Here is a 24,940-nt window from a genome sequence, read left to right on the forward strand (position 1 = left end):
CTCAGGATCGAACGCTGCAAGCCCCCATCTCAGAAGGCGGTGTCTGCGATGGTGAAACCAGAAGACCGCATTCTGATCACGGACCTTTATGAGCTGACCATGGCTCAGGCCTACTGGGTCCATGGCGTCACGGGTCAGGCCACGTTCAGCCTGTTCGTGCGCGATCTCCCCCCGGAACGGGGATTTCTGGTGGCCGCCGGGCTGGAGGATGTGCTGCGCTTTCTGGAGGATTTCCATTTCCCTCCAGAGGCCCTGGCCTATCTGGAATCCACCGGGATCTTCTCCCGCCCCTTCCTGGATTTCCTGGCCACCCTTCGCTTCACCGGGGAGGTGTGGGCGGTCCCCGAGGGGACGCTGGTGTTCGCCCATGAGCCCATCCTGGAGATCACTGCTCCCATCATCCAGGCCCAGATCGTCGAGACCTATGTGATCAATCAGATTCACCTGCAGACGATGATCGCCACCAAGGCCGCCCGCTGCATCGTCGCCGCGCGAGGTCGCGGCGTGGTGGATTTCGCCCTGCGCCGGACCCATGGGATCGACGCCGGCTTGAAGGTGGCCCGCTGCTCTTACATGGTCGGATTCCAGGCCACCAGCAATGTCCTGGCCGGCAAGCTCTATGGCATACCGATCACCGGGACGATGGCCCACTCGTTCGTCATGGCCTTTCCGGGGGAGGAGGAAGCCTTCCGAGCCTTTGCCGAGACGTTCCCGGAGCGCTCGATCTTCCTGATCGACACCTACGACACCCTGGAGGGCGCCCGCCGGGCGGCGCGGGTGGCGCTGGAGATGAAACAGAAGGGCTGGCGCTTGAGCGGCGTCCGTTTGGACAGCGGGGATCTGCTCGCCCTGAGCCGCGAGGTGCGTCGCATCCTGGATGAGGCCGGGCTACCGGAGGTTCGGATCCTGGCCAGTGGAGGCCTGGATGAATATCGCATAGATGAGCTGGTGCGCGCCGGGGCGCCCATTGACGCCTTCGGCGTGGGAACCCGGATGGGGGTCTCGGAGGATTGGCCGTGGCTGGATATGGCTTACAAGCTGGTGGCCTACGAGGATCGCCCGGCGTTGAAACTCAGCCCCGGCAAGGCGTCTCTCCCCGGCCCGAAGCAGATCTTCCGGTTCTATGAGGAAAACGGCCAGATGCGGGAGGACGTCCTGGCCCTTCGGGAGGAGCAGGTGGAGGGAGGCGTTCCGCTGCTGGAGAAGGTGATGGGGGGAGGACGCTTGCTTCGGCCTCATCCTGCCCTGGTGGAGATCCGCGAGCGGTTCCAGGAGGCATTCCGGCGGCTGCCCGAGCGGTATAAAGCGCTGCGGGACGCCCCTCGCTATCCGGTGCGCCTCAGCCCGGCCCTGGAGACCCTGGCCCATACCCTGGCCGCTCGGAAAGGAGAATTGGGGGAGAGCTGAGAGGCAATGCCCCACCGGGGTGGAAGTCTTAAGTTCAGCGCAACTTCCGTTCCCGCCATCGCTCGATATCCGCCCGGTGTTCGGCGTCATGCTCAAAGGTGTCGGCAGCGATGAGCTTCCAGAGCGGCTCGGGGACGCCCGGGAATCGGCCGGGGCGAGTGAGGTCCTCGTCGGAGAAGCGCTCCAGGCGCTTCAGCAATTGCTGATAGGTTCCATGGAAATCAGCCAGCACCCGCTCCAAAGGGCGATCCTTCTGTTCCCGGTAAAAACGCGCGTTCAGGGCATCCACCTCTTCTTCGGAGAGGTCTTTAGGGCGTCGCCCCTGTTCCAGCTGGAAAAGGGCGGTGATCAGACGGCCCTGCCACACGGAGATGTGGGCCAGGATGTCTTTGACAGTCCACTCCCCGAACACCGGCTCCTGAGTCATCTCCTCCGGGGTGAGCCCCTCGAGGGCTTTCAGAAGGCGTTCCCGCTCTTCCCGGATTCGCTGGATCAGGGCGACCTTGTTCATGGAAGCTTCCCCCATAGCGAACGATTCAGAGCGAACATGCCGGGCCTTCCCCTTGAGCAGCGTTGTTGGATTCTCCTTGCGAGGATCCCTCTTCATTTTTCCGGGCCTCGGCCTCTTTTCGTTCCGGGCGCTCCTCGCGGCCGAAGCGCTGCAGCGTTTCCGCCATCTCCCGCAGCCGCTGATCCACCCGCGCGTTGATCGTCCCCTCCGGATACTTCCCGTCGGGCCCCCGCTCTCCGGCGGGCACGCCGGTCAGGATCTCGATGGCTTCGTCCACAGTGCGGGCGGCCCAGATGTGGAACTTCCCCTCGCGGACGGCCTCCACGACTTCCTCCCGGAGCATCAGGTTGCGGACGTTGGCCTCGGGGATGATCACGCCCTGCTCGCCGGTGAGCCCTTTGACCTTGCACGTGTAGTAAAAGCCTTCGATTTTCTCGTTGACCCCGCCGATGGCCTGCAGCTCTCCCTTCTGGTTGATAGAGCCGGTGATGGCGATGCCCTGGCGGATGGGGACATCGGCCAAGGCGGAGAGCAGGGCGCAGAGCTCCGCGCACGAGGCGCTATCCCCTTCCACGCCCGAGTAGGACTGCTCGAAAACGAGGCGGGCAGAGAGGGTAAGGGGCTTATCCTGGGCGTATTTGGAGGCGAGGTAGCCGCTCAGGATCAGCACGCCCTTCGTGTGAATAGGGCCGCCCAGCCGGGCTTCCCGCTCGATGTCGATCACCCCTTCCCGCCCCAGGGCGATCGTGGCCGTGATCCGGTTCGGCCGCCCGAAGCGGTAGTCGCCGAGATCGAGGACGGAGAGGCCATTGACCTGCCCGACCCGGGCTCCCTCCACATCGATCAACAGGGTGCCCTCGGCGATCAGCTGGCGGATGCGCTCCTCGATGAGGTTGGAGCGATAGATCTTGGCCTCCAGGGCCTGCCGGACGTGCTCGGCCGTCACCATGGGGGAGCCGGCCTTGCGGGCCCAGAAGGTTGCTTCCCGCACCAGATCGGCGATCTCCGCGAACCGGGTGGAGAGCCGGGTCTGGTCCTCCGCCAGCCGGCCTCCGTATTCGATGACCCGAGCCACTGCCTCCGCGTCCAGATGGCATAGCCCTTCCTTGCGGCACAGGGTGCCGATCAGGGCGATGTAACCCCGCATCCCGTTCTCGTCCCACGGCATCTCGATATCGAAATCGGCCTTCACCTTGAAGAGCTCGCTGAACTCCTCATCGTAGAGATAGAGCAGGTGATAAAGCAGGGGGCTGCCGATGAGGATGACCTTGGCGTTCAGGGGGATGGGCTCCGGATCCAGGGTGCGGGTGGTGATCAGGCCCATCCGCTCCCCGGGCTCCTCGATCTCGATGGCCCGCTGGCGCAGGGCGCGCTTCAGGCCTTCCCAGACGAAGGGATTGAGGAGCACGCCCTCCACGGGCATCACCAGGTAGCCGCCGTTGGCCCGGTGAAGGGCCCCTGCGCGGATCAGCGTGAAATCGGTGTGCAGCACCCCCAGCAGGCTCTCTTTCTCTAGGCGGCCGAAGACGTTGGGAAAGGTCGGGTTCCACTCGATGATGACCGGCGCGCCCTGTTGCTCGGCATTATCTACCAGGACGTTCACCGTATATTTGCGCAGCGCCAGGTCCGCGAAAGCCGGCAGAGGAAGCGGGAAGGGAAGGGCCTGGCCCTCCTCCCGGCCGCGGAACTGATCCACGTTCTCTACAACATCATCCCGGACCGCCTGGAGATAAGCGAGCACCTCCGGGAGATCCCGGTATTTCTCGAAGAGATCGTCCATCAGCCCTTCCACGACGAAGAGGGCAACCTCCCGATTCAGCTGGCGCAGCCGCTCCTGGGCCGTTCGCTCCAGCTGGCGGATCTCCTTGATCGCCTGTTTCACCTCCTCCTCAAAGGCCTCTCGACGCCGGCGGAGCAGCTCCTGCATGGCCGGGGGCAGGGCGGTGAACTGCTGGTCTGTGATCGGACGGCCGCCCAGTAGGGGGATCACGGCGATCCCCATAGGGGTCACCTCCACCATCATCTCCTGGGCCCTGGCGCGCTGGTTCAGCCGCTGGAGGATCTCCTCGCGCTGCTGGTTGACTTCCTTGAGGATCGCCTCCCGACGGGCGTTGTATTCATCGCTCTCGAACACCCGGGGGATCTCGCGGCGGATCCCCTCGATGAGTCGTTGCATATCGCGGCGCAGCTCGCGCCCTTTCCCGGGGGGCAAGCGGAGGGCGCGGGGGCGGGAAGGATCCTGGAAGTTATACACATAGCACCAGTCCGGAGGCGTAGGCTGGGCTTTGGCCCGGGCTTCCAGGAACATCTGAACGCCGGTCATCCGGCCAACCCCTGGGGGGCCGGCCACATAGATATTGAAGCCCTGATCGGGGATATCGAGGCCGAACTCCAGGGCGGCCACTGCCCGGGGCTGCCCGATCAGGCCGGCGAGGGGCGGCAGCTCCTCGGTGGAGCGCAGAGGAAGAAGGAGGGGATCCACCGTGCGACGCAGGGCCTCAGGGGGAAGGGAGCGCGCCATCGATGGCCTCCTTCGCGCCAAGGTTGGGATTGCATCCGGTTGCCATCCGGGCATCTCAAAGGGAAGACGGGGAGGGCGCAGATGGCCATCCTCCCCTGGGTTCTATCGCCTGGAGTCTATCTTTAAAACATAGGGAGGGCAAGCCGGGGCCTAGCTGGGCCTTTCAATGAGCGGTGGATCCGCGTCTCCGGGGGCCAGCGCAGTCCGTTTTTTGATCCGCGAGAGGGCGATATAAGGAGCCGGGCGGCCCACGGCATAGCCTTCTCCCCTAAAGAACCGGCTCCCGGGGGATGGCCGTCCGGCGGCGGGCCGCTTCCATGGCGGGGAGATACATCTCGTGGAGATATTCCTTCATCATCCGGCGTGTGTTAAAGAAGGGGGCTAGGGAGCGAATGGATTCCTTCACCATGCGCAGCCAGCGATGGGGAATGCCATCGGTTTCCACATCGTAATAAAGGGGCACCACGGCGTTCTCCAGCAGCTCGTAGAGCGAGGCGGCGTCGGCTACATCCTGGGCCTCTGGGTCCTCATAATCCCGATCTTCCCCGATGGCCCAGCCGTTGGCTCCGTTGTATCCTTCCCGCCACCAGCCGTCGAGCACGCTCAGGTTCAACACGCCGTTGAGAGCGGCCTTCTGGCCGCTGGTGCCGCTGGCCTCCAGCGGCCGGCGTGGGGTGTTCAGCCAGACATCCACTCCCTGCACCAGATAGCGAGCCACTTCCATATCGTAGTCCTCAATGAAAACAATCCGCCCGCCGAAGGAAGGATCTTTGATCAGGCGATAGATCTCCTGGATCATCCGCTTGGCCGGCTCATCGGCCGGATGCGCTTTCCCCGCCAGGATGATTTGGACAGGGCGGTGCGGATCGTTCACCAGCCGCCGTAGGCGGTCGGGATCTCGAAACAGCAGGTAAGCCCGCTTATAGAGGGCGAACCGTCGGGCGAAGCCAATGGTGAGGGCGTAGGGATCCAGGAGCACCCCCGAGGCCACGATCTGGATGGGAGGAACATGGTTGCGTTGCCAACGCCGTCGTGCCCGCTCGCGCATGAAGGCGACCAGCTTGCGCTTGAGATGGCGCCGGACCGCCCACAGCTCCTCATCCGGGATCTCCAGAACCCGTTCCCAGAGGGCGGGATCGTCCACCCGTTCCATCCAGTCCGGCCCCAGGTAGCGCTGATACAACGCTCGCATCCGGCGCGCCAGCCAGGTTCCAATGTGCACACCGTTGGTGATGTGACGGATGGGAACCTCCTCCACCGCGCGGTCCGGCCACAGGTGCGCCCACATCCGACGGGTCACCCGGCCATGCAGCTCGCTCACCGCGTTCCGGTGGTTCGAGAAGCGAAGGGCCAGGGCGGTCATGTTGAACGTCGGCCCCCATGGTTCGTCCTGGCGGGCTAGCTCGCAGAATTCCTCGAAGGAGAGCTTGAGCTGCTCCCAGTAGCCTGCGAACGCCTTCTCGATCAGCGTCAAGGAGAATCGATCGTGGCCCGCGGGGACGGGGGTATGGGTGGTGAACACCGTGGTCTCCCGGACCCATGCGGCGGCTTCCTCGAAGGGGAGCCCTTCGGCGATATGCTCCCGCAATCGTTCCAGGATGGAGAACGCGGAATGTCCTTCGTTCAGATGCCAGACGCCAGGGCGTATCCCCAAAGCGCGCAGCGCCCGCACCCCTCCGATCCCCAGGATCATCTCCTGAGCGATGCGTCGTTCGGGATCCCCATCGTAGAGCCGGGCGGAAAGCTCCCGGTCCGTAGGGAGGTTCTCCGGAAGGGCAGTGTCCAGGAGATAAAGGGGGATCCGCCCGATCTGCAGGCGCCAGATCTGAGCCCGAACCAGGCGACCTGCGATAGAGACTTCCACCTGCAGGGGCTGTCCATCAGGACCGGTCACCCGTGCAAGGGGGAGGTTTTCGAGATCCAGGTCTTCATACAGCGCCTCCTGCCAGCCGTCCTCGGTGATGCGCTGGGTGAAATAGCCATGCTGATACAGCAAGCCAATCCCCACCATGGGGAGCCCGAGATCGCTGGCTTCCTTCAGGGAATCTCCGGCCAGCACTCCCAGGCCGCCCGCGTAAGCGGGGAACGCTTCGTGGATGCCGAACTCGGTGGAGAAATACGCAATGGTAGTCCCCGCGTGCTCCGGGAAGGACCGTTCGAACCAGGTCTCCCCAGCGACCGCCCGATCGAACTCCGCCAGAATCCGATCGTAAAGCTCCAGGTAAACCGGGCTCTGGGCCGCCGCGTTGAGGCGGATCCGCTCGATCCGTCGGAGCAGGGCCACCGGGTTATGCCGCACCTCCTCCCAGAGCACCGGATCCAGGCGTTGAAACAACCGCTGGGCGTCCGGCTGCCAGGTCCACCAGAGATTGCTGGCCAGATCCCTCAGACGGGCAAGGCGCTTGGGAATCATCCCCTCCTTCGGAAGAGCGCTCATCCCTCCCTCCTGAAAGAATGGAGATCAGGGGCCTGGTTCCCTATCCAACTTCTCCAGACGGCTGTTTCCTCCAGGGATTCGCCAGGACACCCATGCTGGATTTCCAGTCCCCTTAAGTAAAGCGCTTCATCATTTTATCGGGAACGGGTATGCGTGCAAAACCTTCGAAGGCCCTCCAATCACCGGACCGCGAGCATGCTATAATGCGACTGCTTTCGCTCCGCGCCTCCGGGTTGAGCCGGATGCGGGGATCGATGGACCGGTTTGGCCCGGACGGTGATTTCGTTCCCTGCAGGAGGGATCCAGATGCGTCATCTGGACGATGTGGCGCGCCTGCGGGCGCTGGATACCAGCCGGATGCTGGATCGGGTGGCGGATCTCCCACGACAGTTGCGGGCCGGTTGGGAGCTGGCGATGGCCACGCCGCTGCCCCGCGAATGGGAGGCTTCGACTTTCCACGCCGTTGTGATCGCCGGGATGGGCGGGTCGGCCATTGGGGCCTCTTTGGTCGCTGCCCTGACGGAGGGGGAATGCTCGATCCCGCTCGTGGTGGTGCGGGATTATACCCTGCCGGCCTTTGCGCGGGGACCGCGGGTTCTGGTGGTTGCCTCCAGTTATTCGGGGGAAACGGAGGAGACGCTGGAGGTCTTCGAAACCGCCCGGAAGCGCGGGTGCGCCCTGGCGGCGGTGGCCACGGGAGGCCGGCTGGCGGAATGGGCCCGAACGTGGGGGGTCCCGCTGTTCCTGTTCGAGCCGGTCGGACAACCCCGGGCCGCTCTGGGTTATTCCTTCGCCATCCTCCTCGGCCTGCTCCACCGGCTGGGGCTGATCCCGGATCAGCGGCCGGCGATCGATGAGGCGGTCGCCATCATGCAAGCGGATCTCCCCCGCATGGCCCCCGAGGTCCCGGCTGTCCGGAATCCGGCTAAACGGATGGCCGGGCAGCTGGTCGGGCGCCTTCCGGTGATCTTCGGAGCGGGGCTCCTGGCCGAGGTGGCCCGCCGCTGGAAGACGCAGATCAACGAGAACGCGAAGGCGGCGGCGGTCTTCGAGGCCCTGCCGGAAGCCGATCACAACACAGTGGTCGGCACGGAATTTCCTCCAGAGCTGTTGCCCCATCTGATGGCCCTTTTCCTGACTGCCCCTTCGGATCATCCGCGCAACGCCTTGCGGGTGCGGATCACCCGCGAGCTGTTCATGCGTCAGGGGGTGAACACCGATCTCTTCATCGGGCGTGGGGAAAGTCCGATCGCTCAGGCGTTCTCCCTGATCTTCCTGGGCGATTTCATCAGCGTATATCTGGCGCTGGCGTATGAAATCGATCCCACGCCGGTTCAGGTGATCGCGGAGTTAAAGGCCCGCCTGAGCGGGTGAGGCGGGCTGTCCGCCGAGGGAGGGGGAATCCATGGCCTGATTGCGCGAGCTCTGCTGGCAGACTCAGCTATTGCCCTTGTCGGATCCAGAAAGCCGGGCGGAGTTCCACATAGGAGGATCCCATGCCCCAGTATGACGTGGTCATCATTGGAGGCGGGCCGGGCGGGTATGTAGCGGCTATCCGGGCGGCCCAGCTGGGCCTGAAGACGGCCCTGGTCGAGCGGGAGCATCTGGGTGGGGTGTGTCTGAACTGGGGTTGCATCCCCACCAAGGCGTTGCTGCGCAATGCTGAAGTGATCGAGCTCCTGCGCCGGGGGGAGGAGTTCGGGTTCTCCTTCGAAAATCTGAAAGTCGATTACGAGGCGGCCTACCGCCGTAGCCGTCAGGTGGCCGATCGGCTGGTGCGGGGCGTTCAGTTCTTGATGCGCAAGAACCGGATTGATGTCTACGAGGGGGAAGGGCACCTTCGCTCGGCCCGGGAGGTCGAGGTGCATCCGACGCAGGGGGCGGCCGTCGGCGGCCAGAAGTTCGAGGGGGTGCTGGAGGCGAAATACATCATCCTGGCCACCGGCGCCCGGCCGCGGCTGCTGCCGGGCCTCTCCCTGGATCCACCCCGCGTGATCACCTACCGCCAGGCTCTGGAGCTGAAACAAGTCCCCCCTTCCATTGTCATCATCGGCGCGGGGCCGATCGGACTGGAGTTCGCCTATCTCTTCCGGGTTTATGGCGCGGAGGTGACGCTGATCGAGATGCTTCCCCATCTGGCGCCGCTGGAGGATGAGGAGATCAGCGTCGAGCTAGAGAAGCAGTTCACCCGCCTGGGGATCCGCTTCATGACAAACACCCGGGTGGAGGCGGTGCGGGCGGCGGGCAATGGGGTGGCTGTGGAAGCCGGTGGGCAGACCCTTCAGGCGGAGACCGTGCTGGTGGCCATCGGTGTCCAGCCCAACATCGAGAACCTGGGCCTGGAGGCTGTGGGGGTGCAGACGGAGCGGGGGGCGATTGTTGTGAATGAATTCCTTCAGACCTCGGTGCCCAGCATCTATGCCATCGGCGATGTCACCGGGAAGCTGGCCCTGGCCCATGTGGCCTCGGCCCAGGGGATTGTGGCGGTGGAACACATCGCTGCCCGCGAGGGGAAGGGCCCGATGCCCCCGACCCTGGACTACCTGGCCATGCCGCGCTGCACCTACTGCCGCCCTCAGATCGCCTCCATGGGGTTGACCGAGAAGCAGGCGAAGGAACAGGGATACACCGTGAAAGTAGGGAAGTTCCCCTTCCAGGCCAACGGGAAGGCTCTGGCCTTCGGCGAGCACGCGGGGTTCGTCAAGCTGGTGGTGGACGCTACATACGGCGAGATCCTGGGGGTCCATATGATCGGCCCCGAGGTCACCGAGCTGTTGCCGGAGCTGGTCCTGGCCCGGGTGGCGGAGCTCACCCCCGAGGAGATCGTCCGCGCCGTCCATGCTCACCCCACCCTCAGCGAGGTCCTGGCCGAGGCCGCCCATGCCGCCTTGGGGGCGGCTCTCCATATCTGATCGCTCCGGATGCTCGCGGGCCTTTATTCGGGGGGATAGCAGAGGCCTGAAGCTCTTGAATCGAGATCCAGAGGAGTTGGTTCGACGCGTTCCGCGAGGGAGGGGATCCTCGTTGCAGAGTCAGATAGCGGCGGATAGAGCCGAACCTTCCCTCGGGATTCCCACACAGAGTTGCGGACGGATTGGGCTTTTCCGCTGGCAGGATCTTCCGGAGACGTTGAAAGGGTAGCAGACAGAAGGCAGGGGACAGGCGATGTGACTCGCCTGTCCCCTTTGGCCGTCGTCAGGGGATGTCGACGACCACCCGCCCATCGAGATCCACCGGCTATGCTCCGGTGTTCTTCATGGTGAGGCGGGCGCAGCCGACGTTCCCGCCTCCCTGAGGCCCTTTCCGCCAGGCTAAGGCGCTGGAGCAACGTTTCCCGCCTCGATCCACCGCTCGCATGTTTGGTCCGGATTGGAAATCGGCGCAGAACCCGTTATTCATACCGTAACGCGATAATCGGGTCCAGGCGGGCAGCCCTCCAGGCAGGGTAAAGCCCGAAGAAGAGACCAACGGCCGAACTGAGGCCCACCGCCAGCATCACCGCCCCCGGGGTCACCATCGCCCGAAACGTGCCTCCCGCCAGGGCGGAAATCAACTGCGCCACCCCGATCCCCAGCAGGATGCCCAGCGCGCCCCCGGTGAGCGAAAGCAGCACCGTCTCGACCAGAAACTGGAGCATGATATCCCGCCACCGGGCCCCTACCGCTTTGCGCAGGCCGATCTCCCGGGTGCGCTCCCGCACCGAGACCAGGGTGATGTTCATGATCCCGATCCCGCCGACCAGCAGAGAGATGCCGGCGATCGCGGAAAGAAAGGCAGTGAGGATCGCAGTGAGATTGCCGAAGAGGCTCAGGATCTCTTCCTGGGAGACAATGGTGAAATCCTCATCTTCCTGAAAGCGGATCCCATGGCGTTCCCGCAGGATCGTGATCGCCTGCTCTTGGGCGATTCGGATTCGCTCATGGGAGCGGGCGACCAGCACAATGGCGGTGAGGCCTGGCTCCCCCCCACGCCCCCGCACGCTGTAAAGATACTGATGCATGGTGCTGAGAGGGATCAGCACCACCTCGTCCTCGTTCCCGAAGGAGGTCCCACCTTTCCGGCTCAACAGGCCGATCACCCGGAAGGGGACATCCCGGATCCGGATCAGCTCCCCGACCGGGTCCCTTTCCCCGAAAAGGGTCCGAGCGATCTCCGTGCCCAGCAGGGCGACCCGGGCGCGGGTTCGTTCGTCTTCAGGTTCAATGAACCGCCCGCGATCCACCTGCCAGTTCCGGGCGATGCGATACTCGGGGGTCACCCCGCGCACGGTCGCAATGGCACGCTCTTTTTCTGAGGCGACCGGGAAGGTTTGGGCCACCACGGGGGCGACCATGAGGATATCGGGCGCCCGGGCCGGATCCTGCAGGGCCCGGGCATCGCCCAGTGTCAGGGTAGGACGCATCGAACCGGATTGCTGGGCGGCGGCCCGTGTGAACCCGCTCTGAGAGAATCCCCCGGGGAAGACGAACAGGACGTTGGGTCCAATCGCCTGGACCTGGCGCTGGATGTAATCCTGCACCCCTTGGCCCGCCGCCAGCAGGGCGATCACCGCGCCGACCCCGATCAGGATCCCCAGGAGACTGAGGGCCGTGCGAAGTTTGTTAGCCATTAAGCTCTGGATAGCCGTCTGCAAGTTCTCCTGTAGACGGGCCAGCATCCGGAACGACCTCCGCGGATCTCACGGCTCTGCATCATGATGGATGCCCTTCTATTCTACCTTTCTGCCTTTTGTTCCAACCAGGGGTGCCGCCGAAGCGGCTCCTACGAAGGCATTCGAGGTCTCTACGCCGTCATGCCATTCGGGCCCCGCCGATATGTTCGAAGGAAACTCGAGGGCTTTGCAAGAGGTTTCAACGTCTAACAACCTCCATCGAGGGATACAATCGCGCCTGTCGATCGGCTGCATTGACAGCTCTGGAGGATTGTATTATTCTAACATCGCTGAGATCGGCGCGCCCATTGCGCGGAAGGCTTGCACTCCTCACGCATTTGGGGCGGAGCGGCTCAAAAACTGAAGAACCCGCTACGGAACTCCGGCCAAACGAAAGGATTCGATGGGATGGCCCTATGGGGTGGGATTTTGGGACTGGCAGGCCTGATCCTCGCCTATGTAGGCGGGCGGCGAACGCGAACCCCGGAGGCTCGCCTGTGGACGCTGGCCCTAGCGGCGCTGGCCTGGTGGGGAATCAGCGAGAGCCTCATCGTCGCGCCGGTGGATCCGAAGATCCGGCTCCTCGGGGTCCGGGCTCATGTAATAGGGGTGGTGGGGATTGCCCCGTTCTTCCTGCTGGGCGCTATTCAGTATTCCGGCGCGGTCCTGCGCTTCCATCTCCGCTATCGAATTGGGATTTTCATCATCCCCGTCCTGACCATCCTCCTCGCTTTCTCGAACGATCACCATCATCTGATCTGGTCCACGCTGGAGTTACGCCCCGATGGAGTGCTGCAGATCGCTTACGGGCCATGGTTCTGGCTCCATACGTTGTTTGCGATCATGGTCTTTCTGGTCGCTCTGGCGCTCATGTTTCATGTCCTCATCCATGTCTCCCGCGAATCGCTTCCGGTGATCGCGGGATTGTTCCTGGCCACGGCCCTGATCTTTGCTGCTCTCCTCCTGAGCCTCTATGATCCCTCCTATGCGTATCGATCCGCTCCATGGCGAGGGGCAAGCGCCTTGATACTGGGGCTGGCGGCGGTACTGCTGGGCTTGGTATTCCAGACCCTCCCCTCTTTCCACCCGATCCCGATTGCCCGAAGTTTGATCGTGGAGACCATGTCGGAAGGCATGATGGTTCTCGATCTGCAGGGGCGGGTGGTCGATGTCAATCCTCCGATGGCGCGCTGGCTCCACCGAGCTCCCACTGCGCTGGTCAGGGCATCGATGGAAGAGGCGCTGGCTGCGTGGCCGGATCTCCGCGAGGCGCTACGGTTATGGTCGCGGGAGGGACAAGGAGGGATCGGGGAATTCCGCCATCCGGAGGAGGATCGTTGGTTTCTGATCTCCTTCCAGCCAATTCTGCAATTCCAGGAGCGAGCGGGATGGTTGGTGCGGGCCAGCGATATCACAGAATACAAGCGGCAATCCCTTCGGCGCGTCCGACAGCAGGAAGCCCTGATCCGCCTGGCAACCGATCCCCGCGTCCAGGCCGGGGATCTGGAGGAAGCGCTGTCGCGGATCGCCTGGGTGGCGGCGGAAACCCTTCAGGTCAGCCGGGTGAATATCTGGCGCCTGAATGAACGGAGCGGATGGCTCGAATGCCTGGCCCATGTCGAATGGCCGTCCGGTACATTCCACAAGGGGGCGGTCCTGCGGGCTGCGGACTATCCGGCTTACTTCGAGGCGCTGCGGCAGGGCCGGGCGGTGGATGCGACGGACGCGCGTCAGGATCCCCGAACCCGGGAGCTGCGGGAGTCGTATCTGGAGCCCCTGGGGATTTTCTCCATGCTGGACGCGCCGATCCGTCGGGAAGGACAGGTTGTGGGGGTCATCTGCCATGAGCAGGTAGGTGAGATCCGTCACTGGACCCCCGAGGAGATCGCTTTTGCCGCTGAGCTGGCAGACCTGATCGCCTCGGTTTGGACGAACGCCGAGCGTCGGGCGGCTGAGGCGCGGGCCCAGCGGTATGCCGGGCAGCTCCAGCTGCTCCAGCAGCTCACCCAGGAGCTCTTTCAGACGGTTGATCTGGAGCGCTTCTACGATTGGGTTCTCCAGGGGATCTTGGAGATCGTGGGAGCGGATCGCGCGGCCATCCTGCTGCGGGATCGGGATGGGGTGGTCCGGTTCAAGGCATGGCGAAATCTCTCCGAGCCATACCGTCAGGCCGTCGAGGGACACTGGCCCTGGGATCCCTCAAATCCGGATCTGCAGATCCTGTGGATCTCGAATGTCGAGCAAGCGCCGGAACTGGAAGGGGTCCGCGAGGCCGTGCTTCAAGAAGGGATCCACGCCCTGGCCTTCGTCCCGATCCAGAGTAGGGGGCAGGCCCTGGGCAAGCTGATGCTGGCTTATGATCGGTCCTTAGATCCGGATGAGGAAACGTTGCGCCTAACGAAGACCCTGGCGGATGTCGTGGCGGCGGCGCTGCGGCGGCGTTGGGAAGCCTGGATATGGGAGGCCATGGCCGGAGCGTTGCAGGAGATTCTGGCCAGTCCGCCGGAGTTCCAGGCCCGGGTGCAAACCATCCTGCGGGCGGCGCGGCGGCTGCTGCGGGGCGATCGGGCGGGCCTGTGGTTTTATGAGCCGATCCGGAAGCAGGTGGCCTGCGCCGGTGTGGAAGGGCTCTCGGAGGCCTACGTTCGGTGGCTACTGGAAAGCTACCAGCAGGTTCCCGGGGTCCGTGCCATTGAGATCCCCACGGTGATCCACGTATCGGATGTCCTGCGCGATCCCCGCACTGAGGGCGTTCGGGACCGGTTGATTCAGGAGGGGTTCCGCGCCTACGTGGTGTTCCCTCTATGGGCGCCCGTGATGACCTCCGGCCAGTTCCCCTTTCGGGGCGTATTGACCGTCTACTGGGACACTGTGTGGAAGCTGGAGGCGGAGGAATTGCTGGTCGGGCAGGCGTTCGCCAACGCGGCTGCCCAGGCGCTGGCGAACGCCTATCTCTTCGAGGAAACCCAGCGGCGGGCCCGCCATGAGGCCGCCATGAATCAGGTGGTGGTCGCGATCCTCCAGGGGGAGGATCTGGAGGATGTTCTGCGAATCGCTCTAGAACAAGCGCTCACGGGATTCCGGATGGGAATGGTCCACCTGTGGGATGAAAGTCAGAAGGTCCTGCGCCTTCGGGCGGCAATCGGGATCCCCGAGGACGCGCGGGGGCTGCTGGAGGAGTACCACCCGGGAGAGGAAGCAGCCGGCCTGCTGATCGAGCAGCCGGTTGTTTACAGCGATCTCCCCCGTGAAGCGCCGGAGCTCTATCGGCGGATCCCCTTTCTATCCGCACGCGCCTGGGTGAGCGTCCCGCTCCGGGCGGGCTCCCGCTGGATGGGCGTTCTCAGCCTCTGTGATCCGGCGCCTCATCTGTTCACAGAGGATGAGCTGACCCGTATCCGGACGCTGGCCGATCATCTCGCGCTGGCCGTGGAGCGCGCGATGTTGGTGGAGCAAATGGCTGAGCAAATCCGCGAGGTCTCGCTTCTATACGAAGCCAGCGCCAATTTACTGGCCGCCCGTGATGTTGGATCCGTGGTCAAGTTCCTGGGGCGGTTCCTCTCGGAGATCACGGGAGGCATCTACGCGCGCTTTTACTGGTATCGATGGGAAGCGGATACGCTGGAGCTGCTTTCCGAGTATGTCGCCCCGGAAGCCGCTTCCGGGCAGTGGCTCTCCTGGCTTGAGCAGGTCCGCGGTGCTTCTCTCTCCATCCGGAACGCGGTGCTCCGGGAGCGCAAGCCGTATGTTCTGTGGATCCCCAAGTCGGGCCGTTTCGAGGGAACGCCGCTGCCGCCAGGAATCCAGAAGGAGGATGGGCAGGTGCTGGAGCGGCTGGGGGTGCGGCGTCTGATGATTCTGCCGCTGGCTATGGGGGGCCAGGTGCTGGGCCTGGCAGAAGTGTGGGACCCGCGCGGCGATCACGGCTTTTTGTTGAATCAGATCGCCCTGAGCCAGGCCATTGTCAACCATGCGGCTGTGGCGCTGGGGCATATCCGGCTGTTAGAGCTCCTGGAGGAGGAACGTCACCGTCTGCGGACGCTGATCAGCGCCGCGGTGGATGGCATCATCCTGATCGGCACCGATGGTCGGATCATGGAGCTCAATCCAGCCGCTGTGAACCTCCTCGATCTGAAAGAGGAGCCTGGGGCGTGGATCGGCCGGCCGGTCGCTGATGGGATCCGCAATCTGCGAAAGGTCCGGCCGGCGCTGGCCCGCGCGCTGATCCGCCAGCTCAGGAAGGGGCGCCGGGATCCCTCGGGCGCCTGGACAATGGAGCTCGAGACGGAGACGCGGAGCCTGCGCATGCAGATCGTTGGAATCCAGAGCGAGGGCGCGGCGATGGGCTGGCTGGTGATGATCTACGATATGACTCCTGCCCGGACCCTGGAACGGTTGCGGGAGGAGTTGTTCCATATGGTGGTCCACGATCTGCGCAACCCGGCGGCTTCCGTTCAGACGGCGCTGGACTTCTTGCTGAGCGAGGGCCTGGGCGTGCTTTCCCAGGAGCAACGGGAGGTGCTGACCATCGCCCGGGACAACATCGGGCGTATGCTGCGGATGGTCAATACGATCCTGGAGTTGCGTCGCCTGCAATCCGGGGAGGTGGTTCTTCATCGGAGGGCGATCTCCCTCCCGGAGCTGGTGGCCGGCATTCTCCGGGAGCTTTCCCCATTAATTCGCGAAAAATCGCTGAAGGTGCGTGTGGACCTCTCATGGCCCAGCGAGGAGCGGGGAGCAGAGGAGTTGCCCAAGGTATGGGGCGATGAGCTGTTCATCATGCGGATCTTTCAGAATCTGTTGGACAACGCCATCAAGTTCACGCCCTCCGGAGGCGAGATCCAAATTCGAGCGGCTCCGGAGCGGACGGATGGAACGCCGTGGGTGAAAGTGATGGTGGCGGATTCCGGGCCGGGGGTGCCTCCGGAGCTGCAGGAGGCGATCTTCAAGCCCTTTGTCACCGGGATGGCGAAAGGGCGCGGCGTGGGCCTGGGGCTGGCGTTCTGCAAGCTGGCGGTGGAGGCCCATGGCGGCCGCATCTGGGTGGAGGATCGCCCGGGGGGCGGAGCGGTTTTTGTGTTTACGCTGCCCGCGGTATCTGGGGAGGAAGCGCCTGAGGTCCAACCGTCGGAACCATCGCCTCCCTGATGGCTGGGGAGGGCCGGCCCAGCTTCGAAGAATGCTCCCTCCAGAGGCCACCGCTCGCCCGGCAGGTTCCCCTGTTCCTCAATGGATCCCCAAAGGATGCCCCTGCCGTTCCGCCTCATCCGCCACTGGCGCTCCCGCTTCTGCGCGTGTAAAATTTTTCTGGAATTTTCGGAAAATCCGTTCATCACCGGATAGGCAGCGGCAATGCGCGCGCTGACCCGACGTCAACGGGAGTTCCTGGCCGCCTTCCTCCGGTTGTATCGGCGGTGGCGGAAGCCCCTTCATTACGGGGCAGTCGCTCGCGCGTTGCGCATCGGACAGGCCACCGCCTATGAGATGCTGGCGCTGCTCGAGCGCGTCGGCCTGGTGGAACGGCAATATGCCCACCGAGCCGGCCCGGGCCGGCCGCGGGTGATGTTCCGCCCGACCGTTCAAGCCCACCGTGTTCTCAGCGGCCTTTGGGAGGCCCGGATCTGGCGGGCTACGCGGATCCGGTTGTGGGGTGAGCTGCAGGGACTGCAGGCCCGTATGGATCCCGCCACGCTGCTCCAGTGGTTGCTTTCCATTCCGATGGAGGGGCCGGTGTCTGAAGGGATGGCCCGTATGGCCGCCGGGTTGATGCTGGTCTTCCGCCTGCTGCAGCAAGGAAGGCATGAGGGGCGGATTTTCCTTCGGGGCCGGGCACTGGACCTGGGGGCTCTGGCCGGTCTCAGCGCCGCCCTGGTCGCCCTGAGCCGTGCAGAGCCTCATCAGGTCCAGGCGCTGATGGCGCGGATCCGATGGTTCCAGGAACAGTGGGATCGCCTCGATCCCCTCGATCGACGCCGGTTATCCCAGTTCGCGCATCAGATCCTGCGAGAGACAGCGGGAATCGGATGAAGTGTCGGGGTGCACGGCGGTGTGCCTCTATGGGAGGTGGCGCATGATGATCAGTGTGATCATCCCGACCCTGAACGAGGCGGCCTATCTTCCGCATCTGCTGGAAGCGCTGGCGCGCCAGACGCGACAGCCGGACGAAGTGATCGTGGCCGACGCAGGCTCGAGGGATGGGACGCTGGAGATCGCCCGGGCCTGGGGCGCCCGGGTGGTCCTTGGGGGACGGCCGGCGGTCGGCCGGAACGCCGGGGCGCGCGTCGCCCGGGGAACATGGCTGGTGTTTCTGGATGCGGATGTCGTTCCCCGGCCGGATTTCCTGGAGAAGGCCATGCGGGAGATCGAGGCCCGGCGTCTGGACATCGCCACCTGCCTGATGGAGCCCCTGAGTCCCCGGCCGACGGATCGGGTGTTCCATGAAGTGGCCAACGGATACCTCCTGGCGTTACAGTGGATCTCCCCCCGCGCCCCCGGGTTCTGCCTTCTGATCCGCCGGGATCTGCACGAGACCATCGGTGGGTTCGATGAAACGCTGCTCCTGGCGGAAGATCACGATTACGTGCGACGGGCATCCCGTTACGGCCGGTTCGGAGTCCTCACCACAGTTCGGATCCCGGTATCCACCCGGCGGCTGGAGGAGGAGGGTGTCTTCCCCTTGCTGTTGAAATATCTCTGGGCGGAAGCCCAGGTGTGGGCTGGGCGCCCCATCCGATCGCTTCCCTTCGATTACGCGTTCGGGCATCACCGCCCATCCTCGCGTCCAGGTGGAAGGGTAGAAGAAGGGAAGGGGACATGGCTGGCCTGGCCGTCCATCCTCCATCCTCGATCCGTGATGCGAAGGATCGGAAGCCGCTCTGAAGCCCTTCCAGTGCCCTGGAGGTGGAGGCTTCTTTCGGGAAAGCGGCCTCTGTGGGCCTCCCGGCCGAAGGCCACGAGGGACGACCCGAGTCCGCCGCCAGGGGCCGCCCTTCACCCCCATCCTCTGGAAACCGGTAAGAGGGGCTCTCGCTCTAACCTGTAGTCGCCCCGGAAGCGACTCCTACCGATGCGGTCTACATCCTCTGTGCTCTCCAGCTTGGACGCCGCAACCCCTTGACAAAATCAGCCATCCCCGATATCATCGGAAGCAAATTGCAAACGTGTGCAAATCCCTCGATGGGTCGACGCGCTTCCCGGCGGGTTTCGATCAAGGATATCGCTCGAAAGGCCGGCGTCTCCCATTCCACGGTCTCGCGGGCGTTGCGGGGGAGCCCCCTGGTCAATCCGCGCACCGCCGAGCGGATCCGTCGGCTGGCGGCGCGGATGGGCTATGTGCCCAACGCCGCCGCGCGGAGCCTGGTCACCACCCGCACTTCCATCATCGGCCTGGTCATTACCACCCTGGCGGATCCTTTCCTGGCGGAGATCGTCCGCGGGGTAGAGGAGGTGGCCCTGGAGGCGGGCTATCGCCTGTTCCTGGCCACCTCCAATGCGGATCCCGAGCGGGAGATGGCGGCGGTGCGGGCCCTGGCCGAGAGCCGGGTGGAGGGGGTGATCGTGGCTTCCTCCCGAGTGGGAGATCTTTACCTTCCCCACCTGGAGGCCCTGGGCGTTCCCATTGTGCTGATCAACAACCAGCGGGAGGAGCCCTTTATCTATTCAGTGGCCTCGGATAGCCGTCAGGGGGCCGTTGAGGCGGTTTCCTACCTGGTGCGGCTGGGCCACACCCGCATCGCCTACATCGCCGGCCCGCCGACAGCGCGCTCCAATCGGGAGCGTTTGGCCGGCTATCAGGAAGCGATGGCGCAGGCCGGCCTCTCCGTGGATCCCGCCTGGATGGTGGAGGGGAACGGCCGGCCGGAAGGGGGGGAATGGGGGATCCGGCGCCTGCTGGAGGTCCCGCGCCAGCCGACCGCCGTGTTCTGCTACAACGATATGACGGCCATTGGGGCTCTGCGGGCTGCCCGCGCGGCTGGCCTGCGTGTCCCTGAGGATCTTTCTATCATCGGCTTCGATGACATCCTCTTCGCTGCCTACACGGAGCCCCCTTTGACCACTGTTGCTCAGCCCAAGTATGAGATGGGGCGGACTGCTATGAGCGTGTTGTTGCGGTTGCTTCAGGGGGAGCGAACGCCGGCCCATCTGCGGCTGCCCTGCCGCCTTGTGGAGCGCGCCTCCTGCGGCCCGCCCCCGGAAAGCTTCATTTCGGGCGTTCCCTATCTTCTGGCTGAAAGGAGGTTGCCATGATTGAGGTCGTCCGCCGATGGATTCCTCTCTTCCTGACTCTGGGTCTCCTGCTGGGCGCTTGTGCCCCGGCCACACCCGCTGCTACTCCTCCGAAGAAAGAGTTCACGTTCTATATCGTCTCCCACGGCGGCCCCGCGGATCCCTTCTGGGGGGTTGTGATCAAAGGGATGAACGACGCCGCCAAGGTCTACCCGGTGGAGGCCAAATATTTCGGACCGGAGAAGTTCTCCATTCAGGAACTGGTGAACCTCCTCAACAGCGCCATCGCCGCCAAGCCGGACGGACTGGCGGTGACGATCACAGACCCCAAGGCTCTCGATGAGCCGCTGCGCCGGGCAATCCAGCAGGGCATCCCGGTGGTAGCCATCAACGTTGCGGATCCGCGTCCGGAGGGCGAGCGCATCCCCTATTTGTTTTACATCGGCATGGATGAGTATCTAGGGGGGCTCCGGGCGGCCCAGCGGATGCTGACTGTGCGCACACCCAAGCGGGCCGTTTGCGCCATCCATGAGGTTGGCCACGTGGGCCTGGAGGCCCGCTGCCAGGGCTTCCTGGATGGGATGAAAGGGAAGAATGTGCCGGTGGAGAAGCTGGATATCGGCACGGATCCCACCAAGGCGGTGGAGGCCCTGAAGGCTTACTTCACCCGCAACCCGGATACGGATGCCCTCCTCACCCTCGGCCCCCTGGGCACGGACCCGGCGGTGAAGTTCCTGAAGGAAAACAACCTAGTGGGCAAGGTGCTCCACGGAACATTTGATCTGCACCCCGGGACGCTGTCGGCGATCAAGGAGGGGGTGACATTGTTCGCCATCGATCAGCAGCAATACCTGCAGGGCTACATGGCCATCACCTGGCTCTATCTCTACAAGAAATACGGGCTGCGGCCGGCCAACGATGTGCTGACCGGGCCGGGCTTTGTGGATAAGGACAATGTGGGCCTGGTGGAGGCGCTGATCCAGCAGGGCATCCGTTAAACCTCGGTCCTGGGTGTGGGGCGAAGGGCTCGCACCTGTCGGACCTCTCGAAGGGCTTGTTGGGCCGGGCCGGTGTCCGAAGGCGGGCGGCCCGGCCCGCAGAGGAGGAGAGGGTGGGGAGATCGGAGCCTGAGGGCGCAGATCCGGCGGAGGGCTTTCGCAATGGACCTGCAAGCTGTTGAGGCGCGTGGGCAGGCGCGGACCCGTCCGTGGGCGCGAGGGATGGCGCTGGCGGAGCTGCGGCGATACCCGGAGGTGGGGGCGCTAGCCGGTTTCCTCGCGGTCTTTCTCGGCTTTGCCATCGTGGCCCCTCACTTCCTCACCCTGGGCTCCCTGGCCGGGATCATGACCATCGCCGCTGAGCTGGGGCTGGTGGCAGTGGGGGTTACGCTGTTGATGATCGCCGGGGAGTTCGATCTCTCGGTGGGATCCGTGCTGGGGGTCTCGGCAATGGCGTTCGCGTTGATGGCCCGGGCGGGGATCCCGCATCTCCTCGCGTTCCTTGCGGCCCTGGTTCTGGCGGCGGCGATCGGCGCGCTGAACGGCTGGGTGGTGACCCGAGGTCGGCTACCTTCGTTCATCGTCACCCTGGGATCCATGATGTTCTGGCGGGGGGTGCTGCTGGCGGTGACCGGGGGATTCCCCATTGCCTACGAAGAGCAATCCCTGCTTATGTTTGTCCTCTCCGGCCGGCTCCCCGGCGGTTTCCATGCCTCGGCCCTCTGGTTCCTGGGTGTGGCCCTGATCGCCACCCTGGTTCTCACCCGCACGCCCTTCGGCAACGCGCTCTTCGCTTCGGGAGGCAACCCCCAGGCGGCCCGGGCCCTGGGGGTGGAGGTGGCCAGGGTGAAACAGGTCGGGTTCATTCTGACGGCGGTTCTGGCAGGCCTGACGGGCATTATCCAGTTCAGCCGCTTCGGGTCGGTAGATCCTCTGCGGGGGGAAGGAGTGGAGTTGGAAGCCATCGCGGCCACGGTGACCGGCGGGACCCTGCTCACGGGGGGCTATGGCAGTGTGATCGGTACGGTGCTCGGGGCGCTGATCGTAGGGATGGTCCGCAACGGCCTGGTGCTGGCGGGCGCGCCGGCCTACTGGTATCGGGCGTTCATCGGGCTGGTCCTGGTCGGAGCGGTGATCATCAATCTGCGGATCCGGCGATGGGGGTGATGGCGCGGATGAGCGAAGGACGCTGGTTGGTGGAGATGCAAGGGATTGTCAAGCGGTTCGACGGTGTGGAGGCCCTGTCCGGGGTGGATTTCGCGGTGGGCTATCAGGAGGTGGTGGGCCTCCTGGGGGATAACGGGGCCGGGAAATCCACGCTGATCAAGGTCCTCACCGGAGTCTATCCGCCGGATGCCGGCGAGATCTATTTTGAGGGCCGTCCGGTGCGCTTCCGTTCGCCTCGTGAGGCACGGGCGCTGGGCATTGAGACGGTTTACCAGGATCTGGCCCTGGTGGAGATGATGAGCATCGCCCGGAATTTCTTCCTGGGCCGGGAGCCCGTGCAGCGGGTCGGGCCTTTCTCGTTCCTGAATATGCGGGAGATGGAAACAGTCACCCGTCGGGTGCTGGAGGAGATCGGCATCCAGGTCCGTTCGGTGTGGGAGCCCGTCTCCGTGCTATCGGGCGGGGAACGGCAATCGATCGCCATTGGCCGCGCTCTTCACTTCGGCGTGCGCCTGCTGATCCTCGATGAACCTACTTCTGCTCTCTCGATTAAAGAGACCCGTAAGGTGCTGGGATATGTGGAGGAGGTCCGCCGGCGGGGCCTCTCGGTGATCTTCATTACCCATAACATCTATCACGTCTATCCCGTGGCGGATCGCCTGGTCGTCTTAAGCCACGGCCGCAAGATCGGGGATTTCCGCAAAACCGATATCTCGCCGGAGATGGTCGCCGAGCTCATCGCCGGCGGGATCACCCTTCCTGAGGGGGGGAAGCCATGAAAGCAGTGGTGGTGGAGGCCCAGTGGGACCCGCGTCCGGATTATCCGCTCTCGGACTGGGAGCGGGAGACCGGCAAGGCGATCACCGGGGCCAGCGTCTGGCGGCATCCTCGTTTCTCGATCCAGGAGGTTCCGGACCCCACGCCGGGCCCGGAGGAGGTGGTGATCCGGGTGAAGGCCTGCGGGGTGTGCGGGTCGGATCTCCATTTCTATGAGACCGATGCGGAGGGCTATATTCTGTATCCCGGCCTGGTGAAGTTCCCTGTGATCCCGGGCCACGAGTTCTCCGGCGAAGTGGTCGCCGTCGGGAAGGCAGTACGGGATTTGCGGCCGGGAGATATGGTGACTTCCGAAGAGATGTTGTGGTGCGGGATATGCACGCCATGCCGCAGCGGCTTCTTCAACCACTGTACAAATCTGGAGGAGCTCGGCTTCACTGTCCCCGGAGCCATGGCGGAATATGTGGTGGTCCACGCCAAATACTGCTGGAAGATCGACGCCATCGCCGAGCGCTATGGAGATGTCGATAAAGCTTACGAGGCGGGTTCCCTGGTGGAGCCCACCAGTGTGGCCTACAACGGGATCTTCGTCCGCGCGGGCGGGTTCCGCCCTGGAGCCTATGTGGCGGTCTTCGGGGCAGGGCCCATTGGCCTGGCGGCGATTGCCCTCTCCCGGGCGGCGGGCGCTGGGAGGGTGATCGCGTTTGATGTGAGCCCTTCGCGACGGGAGATGGCGCTGCGGATGGGTGCGGATGTGGCCTTTGACCCCCGGGAGGTGGTGCCCAGCCAGGCGATCCGGGAGGTGACCCGCGGGGAAGGAGCGGATGTGCTGGTGGAGGCGGCGGGGGCACCTCTACGGACGTTGCCAGAGATGGAGAAGGCCATGGCCGTCAACGGGCGGATCGTGATCATCGGTCGGGCCGCCGAACGGGTGCCCCTCTATCTGGAAGTTCTGCAGGTGCGACGGGGGCAGATCTTCGGCGCCCAGGGCCATTCGGGCGACGCCATCTTCCCCAGTGTGATCCGGATGATGGCCGCCGGGTTGATCGATATGACTCGCATCATCACCGCCCGCTATCCCCTGGGTCGGGCGGTGGAAGCGGTAGAGCGGCTGAGCCAGCGGATTGACGCGAAGATCACGATCAAGCCGGATATGCGGGCGGTGCCAGAAGCCGAGCCGGCGGCCGCCGCAATCGCCTGATCGGAGGATACCGGCATGGCCGAGCGAATGCCGGCGGTGGTGTTCCTCGGAGAAGGGCGGTGGGCGCTGGAGGAGCGGCCGGTCCCTTCCCTGCGCAACCCGGATGATGTCCTCCTCCAGGTGGAGGCCTGCGGGATCTGCGGCACCGATCTGCACATCCTGGAGGTGCCGCCAGGACATCCGGCCACCCCCGGGGTGATCCTGGGCCACGAGGTGATCGGCCGGGTCGTGGAGGTCGGTCCGGCGGCGACCCATCTGCGGCCGGGGGATCGGGTGGCGGTGGCGCCGAATCTGTATTGCGGGGTCTGCCCTTTCTGCCAGCGAGGGCTCTTCAACCATTGCGAGCGGTTCACCACCTTAGGGATTTTCCTGGATGGCGGCCTAGCCCCTTATGAGGTGGCCCCCGCGCGGGCCCTCTTCCCGATCTCCCCGGAGGTCCCCCTGGAGCGAGCGATCTTTACCGAAGTGCTTTCCACGGTGGTAGGCGGAACCCTTCAGGCCCGTTTGCATCCGGGGGAGCATGCGGTGGTGCTGGGTTGCGGGCCGGTTGGGCTACTGTTCATTCAGATCCTCCGCGCCAGCGGGGCCGCGAGCGTGGTCGCGGCGGACATCGCGCCGTTCCGCCGGGAGTTCGCACGGCGGGCGGGGGCAGATTGGGCGGTGGACCCCCGGGAGCAGGATCTGGAGGGGCTGGTTCGGGAGGTCACCGGGGTTGGGGCGGATGTGGTGGTGGATGCGGTGGGATCGTTGATCGGGACTGCCCTGCGCTTGGCGCGCCCGGGGGGGACAGTGATCCTCTTCGGGATGAACGCCCGGGCTCGGGCGGAGATCGCCCAGTATGAGATCACCCGTCGGGAGATCCGGGTGGTGGGCAGCTATGTCGGCCGCCATACCTTCCCTCTGGCCGTCCAGATGCTGGAGCGCGGGGTGATCCGTCCCGAGGAGCTCGTCACCCATCGCCTGCCGTTGTCCCGGTTCGGGGAGGGGCTGGAGCATTTGCGCCGGGGAGAGGCGGTGAAAGTGATGATGGTGCCCGGGTGAGGG

The 24,940-nt window shown here is 64.6% G+C and carries 16 protein-coding genes; 12 read left to right on the forward strand and 4 right to left on the reverse strand.

The window, feature by feature from the left end:
• Positions 1 to 48 precede the first annotated feature (48 nt).
• Positions 49 to 1,407 (forward strand): nicotinate phosphoribosyltransferase, encoded by a 1,359-nt coding sequence (locus ACFMO3_RS02160; protein WP_376788791.1) that lies wholly within the window; start codon positions 49 to 51, stop codon positions 1,405 to 1,407.
• Between the two features lie 34 nt (positions 1,408 to 1,441).
• Here ACFMO3_RS02160 and ACFMO3_RS02165 read toward each other — a convergent pair whose 3' ends face one another.
• The 3 genes from ACFMO3_RS02165 to glgP form a co-directional block, all read right to left on the reverse strand.
• Positions 1,442 to 1,918 carry a DinB family protein gene (locus ACFMO3_RS02165; RefSeq protein WP_376788792.1) on the reverse strand — a complete coding sequence of 159 codons (477 nt, stop codon included), beginning with the start codon at positions 1,916 to 1,918 and terminating at the stop codon, positions 1,442 to 1,444.
• Between the two features lie 25 nt (positions 1,919 to 1,943).
• Positions 1,944 to 4,439: a Lon protease family protein gene (locus tag ACFMO3_RS02170; RefSeq protein ID WP_376788793.1), complete on the reverse strand. Its 2,496-nt coding sequence runs from the start codon at positions 4,437 to 4,439 to the stop codon at positions 1,944 to 1,946.
• Between the two features lie 268 nt (positions 4,440 to 4,707).
• Positions 4,708 to 6,876, reverse strand: a complete 2,169-nt coding sequence (gene glgP / locus ACFMO3_RS02175) for an alpha-glucan family phosphorylase (RefSeq protein WP_376788794.1) — start codon at positions 6,874 to 6,876, stop codon at positions 4,708 to 4,710.
• A 306-nt stretch (positions 6,877 to 7,182) separates the two neighbouring features.
• Here glgP and ACFMO3_RS02180 point away from each other — a divergent pair, with 306 nt between their 5' ends.
• The gene (locus tag ACFMO3_RS02180) at positions 7,183 to 8,250 is read left to right on the forward strand and encodes a bifunctional phosphoglucose/phosphomannose isomerase (RefSeq protein WP_376788795.1); all 1,068 of its coding nucleotides are present in this window, start codon (positions 7,183 to 7,185) and stop codon (positions 8,248 to 8,250) included.
• A 122-nt stretch (positions 8,251 to 8,372) separates the two neighbouring features.
• Positions 8,373 to 9,788: a dihydrolipoyl dehydrogenase gene (lpdA, locus tag ACFMO3_RS02185; RefSeq protein WP_376788796.1), complete on the forward strand. Its 1,416-nt coding sequence runs from the start codon at positions 8,373 to 8,375 to the stop codon at positions 9,786 to 9,788.
• Between the two features lie 479 nt (positions 9,789 to 10,267).
• Here the strand turns inward: lpdA and ACFMO3_RS02190 are convergent, their stop codons facing one another.
• Complete coding sequence (locus tag ACFMO3_RS02190; protein WP_376788797.1) at positions 10,268 to 11,533, reverse strand: ABC transporter permease; 1,266 nt, start codon at positions 11,531 to 11,533, stop codon at positions 10,268 to 10,270.
• 402 nt (positions 11,534 to 11,935) lie between these two features.
• On the opposite strand from ACFMO3_RS02190, the gene ACFMO3_RS02195 reads away from it, so the two are divergent.
• The 9 genes from ACFMO3_RS02195 (at position 11,936) to ACFMO3_RS02235 (ending at position 24,937) form a co-directional block, all read left to right on the forward strand.
• Positions 11,936 to 16,675, forward strand: coding sequence for a GAF domain-containing protein (locus tag ACFMO3_RS02195; protein ID WP_376788798.1), 4,740 nt, complete (start codon positions 11,936 to 11,938; stop codon positions 16,673 to 16,675).
• A gap of 204 nt (positions 16,676 to 16,879) precedes the next feature.
• The gene (locus ACFMO3_RS02200; RefSeq protein ID WP_376788799.1) at positions 16,880 to 17,554 is read left to right on the forward strand and encodes a hypothetical protein; all 675 of its coding nucleotides are present in this window, start codon (positions 16,880 to 16,882) and stop codon (positions 17,552 to 17,554) included.
• A gap of 43 nt (positions 17,555 to 17,597) precedes the next feature.
• Positions 17,598 to 18,569, forward strand: coding sequence for a glycosyltransferase (locus tag ACFMO3_RS02205; RefSeq protein ID WP_376788800.1), 972 nt, complete (start codon positions 17,598 to 17,600; stop codon positions 18,567 to 18,569).
• Between the two features lie 134 nt (positions 18,570 to 18,703).
• Entirely contained in the window at positions 18,704 to 19,774 is a 1,071-nt protein-coding gene (locus ACFMO3_RS02210) for a LacI family DNA-binding transcriptional regulator (RefSeq protein ID WP_376788801.1), read from the forward strand.
• Positions 19,771 to 20,751: a sugar ABC transporter substrate-binding protein gene (locus tag ACFMO3_RS02215; protein WP_376788802.1), complete on the forward strand. Its 981-nt coding sequence runs from the start codon at positions 19,771 to 19,773 to the stop codon at positions 20,749 to 20,751. The genes ACFMO3_RS02210 and ACFMO3_RS02215 overlap by 4 nt, the downstream gene beginning before the upstream one ends.
• Before the next feature lie 162 nt (positions 20,752 to 20,913).
• Positions 20,914 to 21,918, forward strand: coding sequence for an ABC transporter permease (locus tag ACFMO3_RS02220; protein WP_376788803.1), 1,005 nt, complete (start codon positions 20,914 to 20,916; stop codon positions 21,916 to 21,918).
• A complete protein-coding gene (locus tag ACFMO3_RS02225; RefSeq protein WP_376788804.1) occupies positions 21,909 to 22,697 on the forward strand; it encodes an ATP-binding cassette domain-containing protein in 789 nt (262 codons plus the stop codon). The genes ACFMO3_RS02220 and ACFMO3_RS02225 overlap by 10 nt, the downstream gene beginning before the upstream one ends.
• Positions 22,694 to 23,896: a scyllo-inosose 3-dehydrogenase gene (gene iolM / locus ACFMO3_RS02230; RefSeq protein ID WP_376788805.1), complete on the forward strand. Its 1,203-nt coding sequence runs from the start codon at positions 22,694 to 22,696 to the stop codon at positions 23,894 to 23,896. Before ACFMO3_RS02225 ends, iolM begins: the two co-directional genes overlap by 4 nt.
• Positions 23,897 to 23,911: 15 nt before the next feature.
• On the forward strand, positions 23,912 to 24,937 hold the full coding sequence (locus ACFMO3_RS02235) for an alcohol dehydrogenase catalytic domain-containing protein (protein WP_376788806.1): 1,026 nt from the start codon (positions 23,912 to 23,914) through the stop codon (positions 24,935 to 24,937).
• The last annotated feature ends 3 nt before the right edge of the window (positions 24,938 to 24,940 follow it).

Origin of the sequence: Thermoflexus sp., from assembly GCF_042408815.1 — a bacterium.
Lineage (GTDB): Bacteria > Chloroflexota > Anaerolineae > Thermoflexales > Thermoflexaceae > Thermoflexus.

Coding starts and splice junctions, on each gene's coding strand:
- ACFMO3_RS02200 (WP_376788799.1), top strand. CDS start 16,880: ATGCGCGCGCTGACCCGACGTCAACGGGAGTTCCTGGCCGCCTTCCTC.
- ACFMO3_RS02215 (WP_376788802.1), top strand. CDS start 19,771: ATGATTGAGGTCGTCCGCCGATGGATTCCTCTCTTCCTGACTCTGGGT.
- ACFMO3_RS02235 (WP_376788806.1), top strand. CDS start 23,912: ATGGCCGAGCGAATGCCGGCGGTGGTGTTCCTCGGAGAAGGGCGGTGG.
- ACFMO3_RS02170 (WP_376788793.1), bottom strand. CDS start 4,439: ATGGCGCGCTCCCTTCCCCCTGAGGCCCTGCGTCGCACGGTGGATCCC.
- ACFMO3_RS02160 (WP_376788791.1), top strand. CDS start 49: ATGGTGAAACCAGAAGACCGCATTCTGATCACGGACCTTTATGAGCTG.
- lpdA (WP_376788796.1), top strand. CDS start 8,373: ATGCCCCAGTATGACGTGGTCATCATTGGAGGCGGGCCGGGCGGGTAT.
- ACFMO3_RS02165 (WP_376788792.1), bottom strand. CDS start 1,918: ATGAACAAGGTCGCCCTGATCCAGCGAATCCGGGAAGAGCGGGAACGC.
- ACFMO3_RS02210 (WP_376788801.1), top strand. CDS start 18,704: ATGGGTCGACGCGCTTCCCGGCGGGTTTCGATCAAGGATATCGCTCGA.
- ACFMO3_RS02220 (WP_376788803.1), top strand. CDS start 20,914: ATGGACCTGCAAGCTGTTGAGGCGCGTGGGCAGGCGCGGACCCGTCCG.
- ACFMO3_RS02190 (WP_376788797.1), bottom strand. CDS start 11,533: ATGCTGGCCCGTCTACAGGAGAACTTGCAGACGGCTATCCAGAGCTTA.
- iolM (WP_376788805.1), top strand. CDS start 22,694: ATGAAAGCAGTGGTGGTGGAGGCCCAGTGGGACCCGCGTCCGGATTAT.
- ACFMO3_RS02225 (WP_376788804.1), top strand. CDS start 21,909: ATGGGGGTGATGGCGCGGATGAGCGAAGGACGCTGGTTGGTGGAGATG.
- ACFMO3_RS02205 (WP_376788800.1), top strand. CDS start 17,598: ATGATGATCAGTGTGATCATCCCGACCCTGAACGAGGCGGCCTATCTT.
- ACFMO3_RS02195 (WP_376788798.1), top strand. CDS start 11,936: ATGGCCCTATGGGGTGGGATTTTGGGACTGGCAGGCCTGATCCTCGCC.
- ACFMO3_RS02180 (WP_376788795.1), top strand. CDS start 7,183: ATGCGTCATCTGGACGATGTGGCGCGCCTGCGGGCGCTGGATACCAGC.
- glgP (WP_376788794.1), bottom strand. CDS start 6,876: ATGAGCGCTCTTCCGAAGGAGGGGATGATTCCCAAGCGCCTTGCCCGT.